The sequence below is a fragment of the Chloroflexota bacterium genome, assembly GCA_016235055.1.
GTDB lineage: Bacteria > Chloroflexota > Anaerolineae > JACRMK01 > JACRMK01 > JACRMK01.
The window spans coordinates 24,388-38,567 of record JACRMK010000007.1 but is presented as its reverse complement, the minus strand read 5'-3'; the positions used below and the strand labels follow the sequence as shown (position 1 = coordinate 38,567).

Sequence of the window (14,180 nt, the reverse complement as noted above, 5' to 3'; positions counted from 1 at the left end):
CATGAGAGGCCTGGCTGTTCATGCCATACTGATGCAAACTGCTGTTCCGGTTTGGGGAGATCTGTGGATGGGTGATTATCTAAGCGAACTTCAGGCCGTGCGCGCGCAGGCCGAGCAGGGCGGCGGCCCGGCGCGCATCGCGGCCCAGCATGCGCGTGGCAAGCTGACCGCGCGCGAGCGGGTGGCGCTCCTGCTGGACGACGGCTCTTTCCAGGAGATGGGGGCGCTCGTTACGCATAATGTGACTGATTTCGGCATGGCCGACCAGAAGTTCTCCGGCGACGGCGTCGTGACCGGCTTCGGCACGGTGGGCGGCCGCCGCGTGGCCGTGTTCGCGCAGGACTTCACGGTGCTGGGCGGCTCGTTCTCGGCGGCGCAGGCGATCAAAATCGGCCTGGTGCAGGATCTCGCGTTGGAAAGCGGCATCCCCTTGGTCGGCCTGCTCGACTCCGGCGGCGCGCGCATCCAGGAAGGCGTGCGCAGCCTGGCCGCCTACGGCGCGATGTTCAACCGTCACGTGCAAGCCTCCGGCGTCATCCCGCAGTTCTCGATCATGCTGGGGCCGTGCGCCGGCGGCTCGGTCTACTCCCCCGCGCTGACTGACTTTGTCATCATGACGCAGCAGAACGCGTACATGTTCGTCACCGGCCCGGAGGTCGTCAAGACGGTGACGGGCGAGGAGGTGACGCACGAGACGCTGGGCGGCGCGGAGATACACGCAACGACCAGCGGCGTAGCGCACTTCGTGGCGGACGACGAGCGCAGCGCGCTGGCGCTGGTGGGCCGCATCCTCGGCTACCTGCCGCAGAACAACACGGAGGATCCGCCGCGCGCCGCCACGCCGGCGCCCGCGCCGCAGACGAGCGACGCGCTCGATGCGATCGCCGCGCTCGGCGAGAATGAATCGTACGATGTGCACGCCGTCATCGACGCGGTGTTCGACCGCGACAGCTTCCTCGAAGTGCAGGCTGCGTACGCGCAGAACGTCGTCGTTGGCTTCGGGCGGCTCGACGGCTACCCGACCGGCGTCGTCGCCAACCAACCGTCGGTGATGGCCGGCGTGCTTGACATCAACGCCAGCGACAAGATCGGCCGCTTCGTGCGCCTGTGCGACGCATTTAACATCCCGGTCGTGACGCTGGTGGACTGCCCCGGCTTCCTGCCCGGCGTGGCGCAGGAGTACGACGGCCTGATCCGGCACGGCGCCAAGATCATCTACGCCTATTGCGAGGCGACGGTGCCGAAGATCTCGGTCATCATGCGCAAGGCGATGGGCGGCGCGTATATCGCCATGTCGTCGCGGCGGATGCGCAGCGACCTTGCGTATGCGTGGCCGACGGCGCAGATTGCGGTGATGGGCGCGGAGGGTGCGGTGCGCATCCTGCGCCGCAAGGAACTGAGCGAGGCCAACGATCCGGCGGCGCTGGAACGGGCGTTCGTGGACGAGTACCGCGAGAAGTTTTTCAACCCGTACAGCGCGGCCGCGATGGGCCAGATCGACGAGGTGATCGCGCCGCACGAGACGCGCGGGCGGCTGATCCGCGCCCTGGGCGTCCTGCGCAGCAAGGTGCAGCAGAACCCGCCGAAGAAGCACGGGTTGATGCCGGTGTGAGGGTCTCATGAACAGTGCGATGGCGGCCGGCCTGCAACTGACCGTGCTGGGCATGGGCCTGGTGTTTCTGCTGCTGGCGCTCCTGTGGGGCCTGATGGCGCTGATGGTGCGCCTGGACCGCGTGGAACCGGCGGTGGCCGCTGCGCCGGAGGCGCCCGTTGCGCCGGGCATGGATCCGGCGAAGCGCGCGGCGATTCTGACGGCGGTGGTGCGCTATCGCGCGGCGCGGACGACGTCTGCGCACCGGGATGACGAGCCGACGGGACATTGGGTCAAGATCGGGCGTACGCGCCAGCAGCAGAGCACGGGCGTGCGCCGGAGGACATGATGCGGCGCTACACGATTGAAATTGGCGGCAAGCCGTACACGCTCGCCGTGGACGAGGTCGCGACGGATCGATACACCGTCTCGCTCGACGATGGCGAGTCGTACGACGTGCAGTTCGTTTCCGAGGACGGCCCGGCGCCGGCCGCCGCATCCGCGCCGCTCGCTCCGGCCGCCCGTGTTGCACCGCCGCCGTCGTCGTCGCCGGCGGCCCGGTCGGTCGCCACTCCGGCGGGGCGTGTGTCCGCGTTGAAAGCGCCGCTGCCCGGCGCGATCGTCTCGGTCGCCGTCAAGGCGGGCGATACGGTCACGCGCGGGCAGGTGCTGGTCACGATGGAAACGATGAAGATGCAGAACCCGCTGCGCTCGCCGCGCGACGGCATCGTCGAGGAAATCTGCGTACAGGCGGGCCAGACCGTCGCGCACAACGACCTGCTCGTGCGCTTCCGGGACGCCTAGCATGGACGGCACGGTCCTGTCGCTGCTCCTGCAAGGCATTACGCATGTCACGCTCGGCTCGGTCGTGATGATCGCCGCCGGCTGCCTGCTGATCTATCTGGCCGTCGGGCGCGAGTACGAGCCGATGCTGCTGCTGCCGATCGGCGCGGGCGCGATCCTGGCCAACCTGCCGCTCTCGCCGCTGGTGCAGGAAGGCGGCATGCTGCAGGTGCTGTCGCGCGCGGGCCTGTCCAACGAGCTGTTCCCGCTGCTGATCTTCATCGGCATCGGCGCGATGACCGACTTCGGCCCGCTGCTGGAGCACCCGAAGATGGCGCTGCTCGGCGCGGCCGGGCAGTTCGGCATTTTCGGCACGCTGCTGCTGGCGCTGGCGCTTGGCTTCAATATGAACGAGGCGGCCTCCATTGGCATCATCGGCGCGATTGACGGCCCGACATCGATCTACGTCAGCAGCCTGCTCGCGCCGCACCTGCTCGGCCCGATCGCCGTCACCGCGTACAGCTACATGTCGCTGGTGCCGCTGATCCAGCCGCCGATCATGCGCCTGCTGACGACACGGCGCGAGCGCGCCGTGCGCATGCCGTATACCAGCCGCGTGATCAGCCGCCGCACGCGCGTGATGTTCCCGCTTGTGGTGACGATCGCGGTCGGCACACTGGTGCCGATGGCGACGCCGCTGATCGGCATGTTGATGCTGGGCAACCTGCTGCGCGAGTCCGGCGTCGTCGAGCGGCTGACTTCGGCGTCGCAAAAGGAAATCGCCAACATTGTGACGCTCTTCTTGGGGCTGACGGTCGGCGCGACGATGCAGGCGGCGGCTTTCCTGCGCATCGAGACGTTGAGCATCCTGGTGCTCGGCATCGTCGCGTTCACGTTTGATACGGCCGCCGGGCTGCTGCTGGCCAAGCTGCTGAACTGGCTGGGGCGCGGCAACCTGAACCCGCTAATCGGCGCGGCCGGCATCAGCGCCTTCCCAATGGCGGCGCGCGTGGTGCAGAAGGTCGGACAGGAAGAGGACTACGAGAACTTTCTGTTGATGCATGCGATGGGCGCCAACACGGCGGGGCAGATCGCCAGCGTCGTGGCAGGCGGCGTGGTGCTTGCGCTGCTCGGCGCCGCCTGACAGCCCCTCGCGTGCCGCGCGGCGCGTCGCCCTGGCACGCCGCCGGTTGCACGGTCGCGGGACACGCTCCGTCCACAGGCCGCACTCGTGCCGCCTGCACGGCGCTCCCGCACCGGCCGAGGTGACGTATGTTCAAGCGTATTCTGGTTCCACTCGACGGCTCGGCCCTGTCGGAAGCGGTGCTGATTCATGCACAGGAGATCGCTCGGAGCCACAACTCCGAAATCTGCCTGTTGCGCGTGGTCGTCTTTCCGGCGCCGGATACCGGCGTCACCGATGCCGACCTGTTCCTGCGCTTCGCCGACGATCTCGACCTGCTGCGCGCGGACGCCCAGTCCTATGTCGATCACATCGCCGCCGCGCTGCGCGCCGACGGCTTTGCCGCGCGCGCTGACACACGCGACGGCCCCGTGTGCGATGCGATCCTCCGGCATGCCGCGGCCATCGGCGCCGATCTGATCACGATGTCCACGCACGGCCGCAGTGCGTCGGCGCGCTGGCTGATGGGCAGCGTGGCCGACAAGGTGGTGCGTTCGTCGCCGGTTCCGGTCCTGCTGATCCGCCCGCACCTGGACATGGCCGACGTCAAGCGCCGCCGGCGTCGCGTGCAGGCCGTGGTGACGGAGTCCTGACTGGTGATTTCCCATAACGGCCAGACCGCACAGGTTTTGAAGACCTGTGAGGCCTCGACGCGCATTGTACGCAACGAGTTGGGTAATCACTGCAGTCCGCAGTCGGGTATACCCGAAAACTGTCGGAGGGCAAGAAGCCATCCGCGGCCCACCAACCCGTCATTCCGGCATGATGTTAGCCGGAATCCAGTCTGGGCAACCACGGCCTGGACACTTGCCACATGCGGATATGGATGCCGGCTTACTACACGCCGGCATGACGGACTGCAGAGTTCTGACAGTTCGTCGGTATACCCTCCGCAGTCGTGACGGTTCAGCGATTGGGGAAATCGGTGTACTGACTCTCGCGCTGTACGGCCGAGCTGTGCTATCATTGTGTGACGCTGCAGCCTGCCCTCCCTTCCCGGACGGGCTACCCTGGCCGTTTGTTGCCAGGACGGCTGTGGTCAATCCCAAATGACATGAGGCGAACCGAATGAGTTCTGCACCGTGGCATGCGCTGCCCCCGGCTGATGTGCTGCGCCAGGTGGAGTCGGACGCCGCCGGCCTGAGCGAGACCGAGGCGGCCGCGCGCCTGGCCCGCAACGGACCGAACGAGCTGATCGAACGCGGCCTGACAAGCCCCTGGCGCATCCTCTGGGAGCAACTAACGGCCACTATGGTCGTCATCCTGATCGTCGCGGCTGCGGTATCGGTTTTCCTCGGCGACGAAAAAGATGCGATTGTCATCGCGGCGATCGTCGTCCTCAATGCGGCGCTTGGCTTCGCGCAGGAGTACCGCGCCGAGCGGGCGCTGGCGGCGCTGAAGAAACTGGCCGCGCCGGTCGTCAAGGTGCGGCGCGACGGCATACTGCGCGAGCGCTCGGCCCGCGAACTGGTCTCCGGCGACGTCATCCTGCTCGAGACCGGCATGCTGGTGCCCGCCGACTGCCGCGTGCTGGAGAGCGTCAATCTGCGCGCGCAGGAAGCGACGCTGACCGGCGAATCGCATCCGGTGGATAAATTTGCCGAGATGGCGGTGCCGGCTGACGCCTCGCTCGGCGATCGTCACACGATGGCGTTCATGGGCACGGTTGTGACGTACGGGCGCGGTGCGGGCATCGTCGTCGAGACCGGCATGAATACGGTGCTGGGCGGCATTGCGGCGATGCTTCAGGACGTCTCGGCGGAGCAGACGCCACTCCAGCGCCGGCTCGACCAGTTGGGCCGGGCACTGGCGGGCATCGCGCTGGTGATCGTCGCCGTCGTCTTCGTGCTCGGCATCCTGCGCGGCGAGGATGCCCGGCTGATGTTCCTCACGGCGGTCAGCATGGCCGTGGCCGCGGTGCCCGAAGGGTTGCCGGCCGTTGTCACGATCGCGCTGGCGCTCGGCGCGCAGCGCATGCTCAAGCGCCGCGCGCTCATCCGCAAGCTGCCGGCGGTCGAGACGCTCGGCTCGGTCACGGTCATCTGCTCCGACAAGACCGGCACGCTCACCGAAAACCGCATGACCGTCATCGTGCTGGACGTGGCGGGCGCGCGCTTCGACCCCGGCACTGCGCCGGGCGACTCCGCCGGGCGACCGCTGGCGGCCACGCTAACCCTGCTGGGCGGCGCGCTGTGCAACGACGCGCAACTGCAAGCGGACGGCGCGAACCCGCAAGTGATCGGCGATCCGACCGAAGGCGCGCTCCTGACGGCGGCATACCGCATGGGCATGCGCAAGGTTGAACTCGAGCAGTCGTTGCCGCGCGTGGCCGAGATCCCGTTCGATTCGAACCGCAAGCGCATGACGACGGTACACACCGTCGGCGATCGCGCCGCGCTGCCGGGGCCGCTGCGCGAAGGCGCGCCCGCGCACGTGGCGCTGACCAAAGGCGCGGTGGACAGCCTGCTGGCGGTCTGCGACCGGGTCTGGGTTGGCGCGGAGGCGGCGCCGCTCGACGAGGCGCACCGGCTGCGCATCGCGCATGCGAACGACGAGCTGGCCGCGCGCGGCGTGCGCGTGATCGGCGTCGCCGTCAGCCCGCTGGACGCGTTTGACCCCGGCGCGCCCGCGCCGGTCAAAGCGAAGCTGGAGCGCAATCTGGTCTTTGCCGGGCTGATGGGCATGATCGACCCGCCGCGCGCCGAGGTGCGCGACGCCGTGCATACCTGCCGCGCCGCTGGCATCCGCCCGGTGATGATCACCGGCGATCACCCGCTCACCGCGCAGGCGATCGCGCGCGCGCTCGACATCGCCGGCCCGGATGACGACGGCATCCTGACCGGGCGCGACCTGGACGGCATGGACGCGGCAGCGCTGGACCTGGTCGTCGAGACGGTCTCCGTCTATGCGCGTGTCTCGCCGGAGCACAAGCTGGCGATCGTGCAGGCGCTGCAGAATCGCGGGCACGTCGTCGCCATGACCGGCGACGGCGTCAACGACGCGCCGGCGCTCAAGCGGGCCGAGATCGGCGTGGCGATGGGCATCACGGGCACCGACGTGTCGAAAGAAGCGGCCGACATGGTCCTGCTCGACGACAACTTCGCCACCATCGTCGCGGCGGTCGAAGAGGGGCGCACGATCTACGACAACGTGCGCAAGTTCATCCGCTACCTGATGGCGTCGAATTCGGGCGAGATCTGGGTCATGCTGGCCGCGCCGTTCATCGGCATGCCGCTGCCGCTGCTGCCGCTGCAGATTCTCTGGATCAACCTGGTGACCGATGGCCCGCCCGCGCTGGCGCTGAGCGTGGAGCCGGCCGAGCGCAACGCGATGCGCCGCCCGCCCAACGCGCGCAGCGAGAGCTTCTTCGGGCGCGGTATGGGCTGGCATATCATCTGGGTCGGCCTGCTGATGGCCGGGCTATCGCTCGGCGCGGGCTGGGCCTACTGGCGGGCCGGGCGCGCCGAATGGCAGACGATGGTTTTCATTGTGCTGACACTGGCGCAAATGGCGCACGTGCTGGCGATCCGCACCGGGCGCGACTCGTTGTTCACCGCCGGGGTGTTCTCCAACATGGCATTGATCAGCGCGATCGGCCTGACGTTTGTACTGCAATTGGCGGTCGTCTATCTGCCGTTCATGCAGGAGTTCTTCTCGACCAAACCGCTGGCCTGGCCCGATCTGCTGATCGCGCTGGCGCTGAGCTCCATCATCTTCTGGGCCGTCGAACTGGAGAAGTGGGTGCAGCGGCGACGAACGGCGTGAACGGATGAGGGGATGACAGGATGACAAGATGACTTGGTGACACAGTGACAAGGTGACTGTCTCATCGCGTCACCCTTTCACCTTGTCATCCGGTCATCTCTTCATCAAGTCATCTTGTCATCCTGTCGCGAGAGGGGGAGCCATGTTCGACCACATCATCGTGCCGCTCGACCTGTCGCCGGTGGCCGAGCAGTCGCTGCGCTGGGCGCGCGTGCTGGCGGCGCGCATGGGCGGCCGCCTGACGCTCCTGCACGCGCTGGAGACGGCGCAGCCGGTCGTCGGGCCGACCACCGTCGGCGAAATGGAACTGCACGCGCGCGACGATCTGGAGCGCGTGGCGACGTCGCTGCGACAGGACGGCCTCGCGGTTGATTGCGTGGTGGCCGCCGGCCCGGCGGCGCAGGCGATCCTCGGTCATGCCGCGCGGAGCAACGCCGATCTGATCGCGATGTCCACTCACGGGCGCGGCGGCGTGCAGCGCTGGGTTTACGGCAGCATCGCGGACAAGCTGCTGCACGCCTCACCGGTGCCGGTGCTGCTGGTGCGCGCGCAGTTGTCTCCGGATGCCGGACCGCCCGCGCTGCACCGCCTGCTGGTGCCGCTCGACCGTTCGCCGCTGGCCGAGCGCGCCCTGCCGCCCGCGACCGCGCTGGCGTTGGCGTTCGATGCGGAGTTGCTGCTCTATCACGTCTGGGACACGTCGGGCTACACGTTCGACGCGTCAAACGACCCGGCGGTCGAGCGGGTGATGCGGGACACGTACGCGTACTCGAAGCAGTACATGGTCGACGTGACGCAGCGATTGGCCGCCAACGGCGTGCACGCGCACTGGCAGGCCGAGTCCGGCGACATCGCCGAGCACATCCTCAACGCGGCCGACAGCCAGCACGCCGATCTGATCGTGATGTCCACGCACGGCCTGTCCGGGGTGACGCGCTGGATGCTGGGCAGCATCGCCGATCGCGTGCTGCGGCACGCAACGAAGCCGCTGCTGCTGGTGCGCGCGACGGGGTGACCAACCAGTTGGGGCGTTCAGGCGTTCAATTGAACGCCCCACCACAGGCCCCGCTTGGGGTGTCCGGCTCCCCGCACCGGGCTAAACTGGTTGTCAGCCAAAGCGATATTTGTGTTGAATGGAATTGGGGCTTGACATTCCAGCGACTGGAAGGTGTAGAGTAGGAGGCAATCGAAATGGTCATTCGAGAATTGGCTCAACTTAGCGGCGTGCCGGCCAGAACAATTCGGTATTACGAGTCGATTGGATTGTTGCCAAATCCAAAACGGTCGACGAATAACTATCGGCAATATACGCCTGCCGATGTTGAGCGTTTGCGGTTTGTCGCCAGCGCGCGCGGCGTAGGTCTTTCGCTCGCTGATATTTCAGAAATCCTCGCCGCCCGCGATAACGGCATCGCGCCCTGCGAGCGCGTGCTGGATGCCATTGCTCAACGGCTAAGCGCGATTGATCGCCGTGTTGCAGACCTATTGAGCCTTCGCGAATCGCTCAAACAGCTTCAAAGTGAAGGCGCAATCCTGCCACTTGACGATGTGCAAGGCGACCATTGCATTTGCTATTTACTCAAGACCCACCGCGATTCAGGGCAGGTCATCATCCAGAGAAGGGAGTCTTTCCATGACTGATTCTTGCTGTTGCCCACCGGAAGCCGGGAACGCCGTTTGCGAGCTGCCGGCGCAGAACTTCCAACGTCTGCCACGCGCTATGGGCGTTTGCCCGGAGTGTGGTAAAACCGGGAAGCCCGTACAGGGGCAAACGGTCAAAGCCCTCCTATCAGTGAGTTTGCGAGAAGTGCGAGACGTGGAATATCTGTTTTGCCGCACACAAACGTGCTCCGTTGTCTATTTCTCGCCCGATGGCAAGCAGGTTTTCACTGTCGATCACTTCCACGAGCGAGTCTATCAAAAAGAACCGGACAGCGATGACGTTTTCGTCTGCTACTGCTTCCGGCACACGCTAGGCGAAATTCGCATCGCCACGCCTGAATCCCGCGCTGCCATCGTAGAGGATATTAACGTGGGCATTAACGCCGGCCAATGCGCCTGTGATTTGCGAAACCCGCAAGGCTCATGCTGTTTGGGCAACGTGCGCGGATTGATAAAGCGAGTGGACGCATCAGTGGGTATAGCGGCGCACTGAAAAGATCGGCCGTGCGCCGGCACTCCCCGCTGCTCACGCTCTGATCCCCATCGAAGATGGCCTGAGGGAAGGCCAATCGCCAATGGGCGTTCAATGGCATACCCCCAGCCCCAACATTTCTCACACGATGGCGTAGCAAACAGAGACCGGCTGGCATCGTGCCAGCCGGTTCTTTTTGCGTAGAGCGGACGCGCTCAGATCTGTGGTATCTCCGCTTCGATCATGCGGTTCTCGCGCCGCGCCCGCGCCACCCGTACCTGGTGCCGCAGCAGGTCGAGTTGCGAGCGCAGGTCGGCTTCGCGCGTGCAGCCTTCCGCCGCCACGGCGAGTGTCTTGCCCTGCGCGGTGACGAGCCGCCAGCGATACAGATCCGCCTCGTCCTGGTAAATCACGAACTCAATCATCGGCCACCTCCATGGGCGCCGGGCCGCGCTGCGTTAGCCCGGCATGGGTACTGCCGGCGCCACCGGCGGGCGGTACGCAGGCAACTGCTCGCGCATTACCTGCCCCAGCCGCGCAATGCCCTCGCGGATGGTATCGGGCGGGCAGAATGAGAAGTTCAGCCGCAGCGTGTTCTCGCCGCCGCCGCACGGGTGGAACGCGCCGCCGGGGATGAACGCCACCTTGTGCGCAATCGCCGCGCGCAGCAGCTCGGCCGCGCTGGCGCCGGCCGGCAGCGTTACCCAGAGGAACAGGCCGCCATCCGGCCGCGTCCACTGCACGCCGGGCGGGAAGTGCGCCTCCATCGCCGCCAGCATGGCGTCGCGCCGCTCGCGATACACGTCGCGCAGCATCCGCACGTGCCGGGCGAGGAAGCCGCCCTTCGACACCTCGTACGCCAGAATCTGGTTGAACGTCGCCGTGTGCAGGTCCGCGCCCTGCTTGGCCTGCACCAGCTTGCGGATCACCGCGGCCGGCGCGACCACCCACGCCACGCGCAGACCGGGCGCGAGCGTCTTCGAGAACGTGCTGAGGTAGATCACGTTGCCGGTGTACGTGCTGTCGTCGCCGTCGTGCATTTCCGCGTCCAGCGACGCCACTGTTTGCAGATTCACACCCGCATAGCGCAGTTGGCCGTACGGGTCGTCCTCGATGATCGGCACGCCGTAGTGGTCGGCCAGTTCCACCAACCGCTCGCGGCGCTCCAGCGACATGGTCACGCCGGTCGGGTTCTGGAAATTGGGCAGGACGTAGATGAACTTCGGGCCGGTGCGCAGGGCCGCCTCCAGTGCGGGGGTCTGCATGCCGTCCGCATCGGTTGGCACCGTTACGTACTCCGCGCCGTAGGCGCTCCACACCTGCAGCGCGCCTAGGTAGGTGGGCGACTCGACGAGGATGTGGTCGCCTGGATTGATGAACACCTTGCCGAGCAGATCGAGCGCCTGCTGCGAGCCGGAGGTCACGAGCACATTGTCAGGCGAGAGCCGTGGCCCGTAGCGCTCGGTATCCTCCGCGATCATCTCGCGCAGCGGGCGGTAGCCTTCCGTCGTGCCGTACTGCAGCGCCGCAGCACTCTGATCGCTGAGGATGCGTTGGCTGGCCTCGCGCATCGCCTGCACCGGGAAGAAATTGCTGGCGGGCAGACCGCCGGCGAACGAAATGATGTCGGGCTCCTCGGTCAGCTTCAGGATCTCGCGGATGGCCGAACTCTTCATCTGTTGGGTTCGCTGCGCGTAGCGCTGCTCCCATAGCGTTTGCATAGTACCACTCCTGGTGCAGTAATGGCTGCGCTGCCCGCACGGAACGTGCCAGCCGCCGCCAGGGGATGCGTCGCCTGCCTCGCAAATGCCCCATTTCACATTAGCCCCAACTGCCCGTACTGTCAAGCCATTGGGCAGATGTCCCGCAATTCACAGGACATATGCTACTTCACCCGCGCGTCCCGCACGCTCATAATGAACAGGGGCGAGTTCGCCCGCGCGACTGGCGCGCAACGACGCGGTTGAAAGGAGCCTATCCATGCCCGACCCGATTCGCGTGGTCATCATGGGCGCGGCCGGCCGCGACTTCCACAACTTCAACGTCTGCTTCCGCGACAACCCGGCCTACCAGGTGGTGGCGTTCACGGCGGCGCAGATCCCCAACATCGACGGCCGCCGTTACCCGCCCGTTCTCGCCGGGCCGCGTTACGTGGCGGGCATCCCGATCCATCCCGAAGCCGATCTGGCGCGCCTGGTGCGCGAGCAGCGCGTCGATCAGGTCATCTTTGCGTACAGCGATGTGGCGCACGTCGATGTGATGCACAAGGCATCCGTGGCGCTGGCAGCCGGCGCGGACTTTCGTCTGCTCGGCCCGCGCGCGACGATGCTGCGCTCGCTCAAGCCGGTCGTGGCCGTCTGCGCGGTGCGCACCGGCGCCGGCAAATCGCAGACCACGCGGCGCGTCGTCGCGCTGCTCAAGGAAGCGGGCAAACGCGCGGTGGTCGTGCGCCATCCGATGCCATATGGCGATCTGACCCGGCAGGCGGTGCAGCGTTTTGCATGCTACGACGATCTCGCCCGGCACGACGTGACGATCGAGGAGCGCGAGGAGTACGAGCCGCACCTGGCCGGCGGCACGGTCGTCTATGCGGGCGTGGACTATGAACGCATCCTGCGCGCCGCCGAGGCCGAATCCGACGTCGTGGTGTGGGACGGCGGCAACAACGACTTCCCGTTCTATACGCCCGATCTGCTGATCGTCGTCGCCGACCCGCTGCGCGCCGGCCACGAGCTCGCCTATCACCCCGGCGAAACCAACCTGCGCATGGCCGACGTGGTCGTCGTCAACAAAGTGGACGCAGCGCGGCCGGAGGATGTGAACGCCGTCTACGACAGCATCCGGCGCGTGAACCCGGCCGCAACGGTCATCGCTGCGGCGTCGCCGGTCAGCGTGGACGATCCGGCGGGCATCGCCGGGCGGCGCGTGCTGGTCGTCGAGGACGGGCCCACACTCACGCACGGCGGCATGGCGTACGGCGCGGGCGTGGTGGCGGCGCGCCGCTTCGGCGCGGCCGAGATTGTGGACCCGCGACCATGGGCCGTGGGTTCGATTGCGGCCACCTATGCGCAGTATCCGGCGACCGGCGCCGTGCTGCCCGCCATGGGTTATGGCGCGGATCAGGTGCGCGACCTCGAAGCGACGATTGACGCCGCGTCGGTCGATCTGGTGCTGATCGCGACGCCGATCGACCTGCGGCGTCTGATCACGATTCGCAAACCGTGCCAGCGCGTGGGTTATGAGTTGCAGGAGATCGGTCGCCCCACGCTGGCCGAAGTGATGCGCGGCTGGCTGCGCCGGCTAGCAGCTAGCGACTAGCAACTAGCAACTAGCAGCTAGTGACTAGCAACTGGCGACTAGCAGCTAGCAACTAGTGGAGGAGCGTATGAATACCTTCACGCTGGATGACCTGAAGACCCTGGCCTTGAAGCGGGCTGGCCCGTGTGTGTCCATTTTCCTGCCCACGCACCGCTCGGCCGTGGAGACACACGGCGACCGGGTCCGCTTCAAGCAGTTGCTGCGGGCCGCCGAGGAGCAGTTGGTCGCCGGCGGTATGCGGTCGCCGGCGGCAAAATCGATCCTGGAGCCGGTGCATCGGCTCGCCGAAGACCCCGCGTTCTGGCGCCAGCCGGGCGACGGCATGGCCGTATTCGCGGCGGACGATCTATTCCGCGTCTTCCATCTGCCGCTGGCGCTGGAAGAGAGCGTGGCGGTCGCCCCCCGTTTCCATGTCAAGCCGCTGCTGCCGCTGCTGCGCGACGACGGCCGCTTCTACGTGCTGGCCTTGAGCCAGAACGCCGTGCGGCTGCTGGTGGGTTCGCATTTCGGCATCAACGAGGTGACGCCGGAGCACATGCCGCAGGGCCTGGCGGAGGCGCTGCAGTCCGATGAGGTCGAGAAGTCCCACCAGTTTCATACGATCAGTTCGCCGGGCGCGGGCGGGCCATTCGCGATGTTCCACGGTCACGGCGAGGGGCACGACGACAGCAAGGATCGCATCACGCGCTACTTCCAGCAGGTGAACCACGGCATTCACCGCATGCTGCATATCGAGAATGTGCCGCTGGTGCTGGCCGGCGTGCAGTATCTGCAGCCGATGTACCGCGATGTGAACACGTACACGCATCTGTTGCCCGAAGGCATCACGGGCAACCCGGATGACCGCACAGCGGCCGAACTGCACGCGGCGGCGTGGGCGCTCGTGGAACCGCGCTTCGCGCGGGCGCGCAACGACGCGGTGGATGCCTATCACCGCTGGTCGGGCACCGCGCGCGCCTCCAATCACCTGGAGGCGGTCGTGCCAGCCGCGTACCAGGGGCGCGTGGAGACGCTGCTGGTGGCCGCCGGCGTGCAGCGCTGGGGCCAGTACGACCCCGACGCCGACCGGTTGGACGTGCATGCGGTACCAGGCCCCGGTGACGACGACCTGCTGGACTTTGCCGCGATCAAGACGCTGCTGACTGGTGGGCGCGTCTACAGCATGCCCACGGATGCGATGGCAGAGGACTCGCCGCTGGCGGCGGTCTTCCGCTACTAGAGCATTTTGCCGAAACATCGGGCACGCCATGCGGTTCGCTGTGTAGGGGCAGGTCTTTGACACCCCAAAGGGTGCGACACGTCGCCTGCCCGTCGGACAGGCCAAAGGCCTGTCCCTACGTGCGCGTGCAGCCCTGTGTGGCACTATGTCGGATTATTCCGCAACCCGCTCGAGCGCACAGCGGTTG

The 14,180-nt window shown here is 66.7% G+C and carries 13 protein-coding genes; 11 read left to right on the top strand and 2 right to left on the bottom strand.

Annotated elements, in window-relative coordinates; translation table 11 throughout:
• Window positions 1–67 precede the first annotated feature (67 nt).
• The 9 genes from HZB53_01615 to HZB53_01575 all read left to right on the top strand — a co-directional run bounded on the left by HZB53_01615 (window position 68) and on the right by HZB53_01575 (window position 9,477).
• Window positions 68–1,612: an acyl-CoA carboxylase subunit beta gene (locus tag HZB53_01615; protein MBI5876320.1), complete on the top strand. Its 1,545-nt coding sequence runs from the start codon at window positions 68–70 to the stop codon at window positions 1,610–1,612.
• 7 nt (window positions 1,613–1,619) lie between these two features.
• Window positions 1,620–1,940, top strand: coding sequence for a hypothetical protein (locus tag HZB53_01610; protein ID MBI5876319.1), 321 nt, complete (start codon window positions 1,620–1,622; stop codon window positions 1,938–1,940).
• Window positions 1,937–2,395: a biotin attachment protein gene (locus HZB53_01605; GenBank protein MBI5876318.1), complete on the top strand. Its 459-nt coding sequence runs from the start codon at window positions 1,937–1,939 to the stop codon at window positions 2,393–2,395. The genes HZB53_01610 and HZB53_01605 overlap by 4 nt, the downstream gene beginning before the upstream one ends.
• Window position 2,396: 1 nt before the next feature.
• A complete protein-coding gene (locus HZB53_01600; protein ID MBI5876317.1) occupies window positions 2,397–3,518 on the top strand; it encodes a sodium ion-translocating decarboxylase subunit beta in 1,122 nt (373 codons plus the stop codon).
• A gap of 128 nt (window positions 3,519–3,646) precedes the next feature.
• On the top strand, window positions 3,647–4,150 hold the full coding sequence (locus HZB53_01595) for a universal stress protein (protein MBI5876316.1): 504 nt from the start codon (window positions 3,647–3,649) through the stop codon (window positions 4,148–4,150).
• A gap of 475 nt (window positions 4,151–4,625) precedes the next feature.
• Window positions 4,626–7,322: a cation-translocating P-type ATPase gene (locus HZB53_01590; GenBank protein MBI5876315.1), complete on the top strand. Its 2,697-nt coding sequence runs from the start codon at window positions 4,626–4,628 to the stop codon at window positions 7,320–7,322.
• A 142-nt stretch (window positions 7,323–7,464) separates the two neighbouring features.
• Window positions 7,465–8,337: a universal stress protein gene (locus HZB53_01585; GenBank protein ID MBI5876314.1), complete on the top strand. Its 873-nt coding sequence runs from the start codon at window positions 7,465–7,467 to the stop codon at window positions 8,335–8,337.
• A 176-nt stretch (window positions 8,338–8,513) separates the two neighbouring features.
• Window positions 8,514–8,963 carry a heavy metal-responsive transcriptional regulator gene (locus tag HZB53_01580; GenBank protein ID MBI5876313.1) on the top strand — a complete coding sequence of 150 codons (450 nt, stop codon included), beginning with the start codon at window positions 8,514–8,516 and terminating at the stop codon, window positions 8,961–8,963.
• Window positions 8,956–9,477, top strand: coding sequence for a copper chaperone Copz family protein (locus HZB53_01575; protein MBI5876312.1), 522 nt, complete (start codon window positions 8,956–8,958; stop codon window positions 9,475–9,477). Before HZB53_01580 ends, HZB53_01575 begins: the two co-directional genes overlap by 8 nt.
• A 194-nt stretch (window positions 9,478–9,671) precedes the next feature.
• Here HZB53_01575 and HZB53_01570 read toward each other — a convergent pair whose 3' ends face one another.
• Both HZB53_01570 and HZB53_01565 read right to left on the bottom strand, forming a co-directional pair.
• Window positions 9,672–9,881, bottom strand: a complete 210-nt coding sequence (locus tag HZB53_01570; protein ID MBI5876311.1) for a hypothetical protein — start codon at window positions 9,879–9,881, stop codon at window positions 9,672–9,674.
• 33 nt (window positions 9,882–9,914) lie between these two features.
• Window positions 9,915–11,177, bottom strand: coding sequence for a PLP-dependent aminotransferase family protein (locus tag HZB53_01565; protein ID MBI5876310.1), 1,263 nt, complete (start codon window positions 11,175–11,177; stop codon window positions 9,915–9,917).
• A gap of 259 nt (window positions 11,178–11,436) precedes the next feature.
• On the opposite strand from HZB53_01565, the gene HZB53_01560 reads away from it, so the two are divergent.
• Complete coding sequence (locus HZB53_01560; protein MBI5876309.1) at window positions 11,437–12,774, top strand: GTPase; 1,338 nt, start codon at window positions 11,437–11,439, stop codon at window positions 12,772–12,774.
• A 67-nt stretch (window positions 12,775–12,841) separates the two neighbouring features.
• On the top strand, window positions 12,842–13,993 hold the full coding sequence (locus tag HZB53_01555) for a hypothetical protein (protein MBI5876308.1): 1,152 nt from the start codon (window positions 12,842–12,844) through the stop codon (window positions 13,991–13,993).
• Window positions 13,994–14,180 lie beyond the last annotated feature (187 nt).

Bases quoted from the DNA above. Each gene is read 5' to 3' on its own strand.
- HZB53_01585 (MBI5876314.1), top strand. From the start codon at position 7,465: ATGTTCGACCACATCATCGTGCCGCTCGACCTGTCGCCGGTGGCCGAG.
- HZB53_01580 (MBI5876313.1), top strand. From the start codon at position 8,514: ATGGTCATTCGAGAATTGGCTCAACTTAGCGGCGTGCCGGCCAGAACA.
- HZB53_01615 (MBI5876320.1), top strand. From the start codon at position 68: ATGGGTGATTATCTAAGCGAACTTCAGGCCGTGCGCGCGCAGGCCGAG.
- HZB53_01595 (MBI5876316.1), top strand. From the start codon at position 3,647: ATGTTCAAGCGTATTCTGGTTCCACTCGACGGCTCGGCCCTGTCGGAA.
- HZB53_01600 (MBI5876317.1), top strand. From the start codon at position 2,397: ATGGACGGCACGGTCCTGTCGCTGCTCCTGCAAGGCATTACGCATGTC.
- HZB53_01575 (MBI5876312.1), top strand. From the start codon at position 8,956: ATGACTGATTCTTGCTGTTGCCCACCGGAAGCCGGGAACGCCGTTTGC.
- HZB53_01565 (MBI5876310.1), bottom strand. From the start codon at position 11,177: ATGCAAACGCTATGGGAGCAGCGCTACGCGCAGCGAACCCAACAGATG.
- HZB53_01560 (MBI5876309.1), top strand. From the start codon at position 11,437: ATGCCCGACCCGATTCGCGTGGTCATCATGGGCGCGGCCGGCCGCGAC.
- HZB53_01555 (MBI5876308.1), top strand. From the start codon at position 12,842: ATGAATACCTTCACGCTGGATGACCTGAAGACCCTGGCCTTGAAGCGG.
- HZB53_01570 (MBI5876311.1), bottom strand. From the start codon at position 9,881: ATGATTGAGTTCGTGATTTACCAGGACGAGGCGGATCTGTATCGCTGG.
- HZB53_01590 (MBI5876315.1), top strand. From the start codon at position 4,626: ATGAGTTCTGCACCGTGGCATGCGCTGCCCCCGGCTGATGTGCTGCGC.
- HZB53_01610 (MBI5876319.1), top strand. From the start codon at position 1,620: ATGAACAGTGCGATGGCGGCCGGCCTGCAACTGACCGTGCTGGGCATG.
- HZB53_01605 (MBI5876318.1), top strand. From the start codon at position 1,937: ATGATGCGGCGCTACACGATTGAAATTGGCGGCAAGCCGTACACGCTC.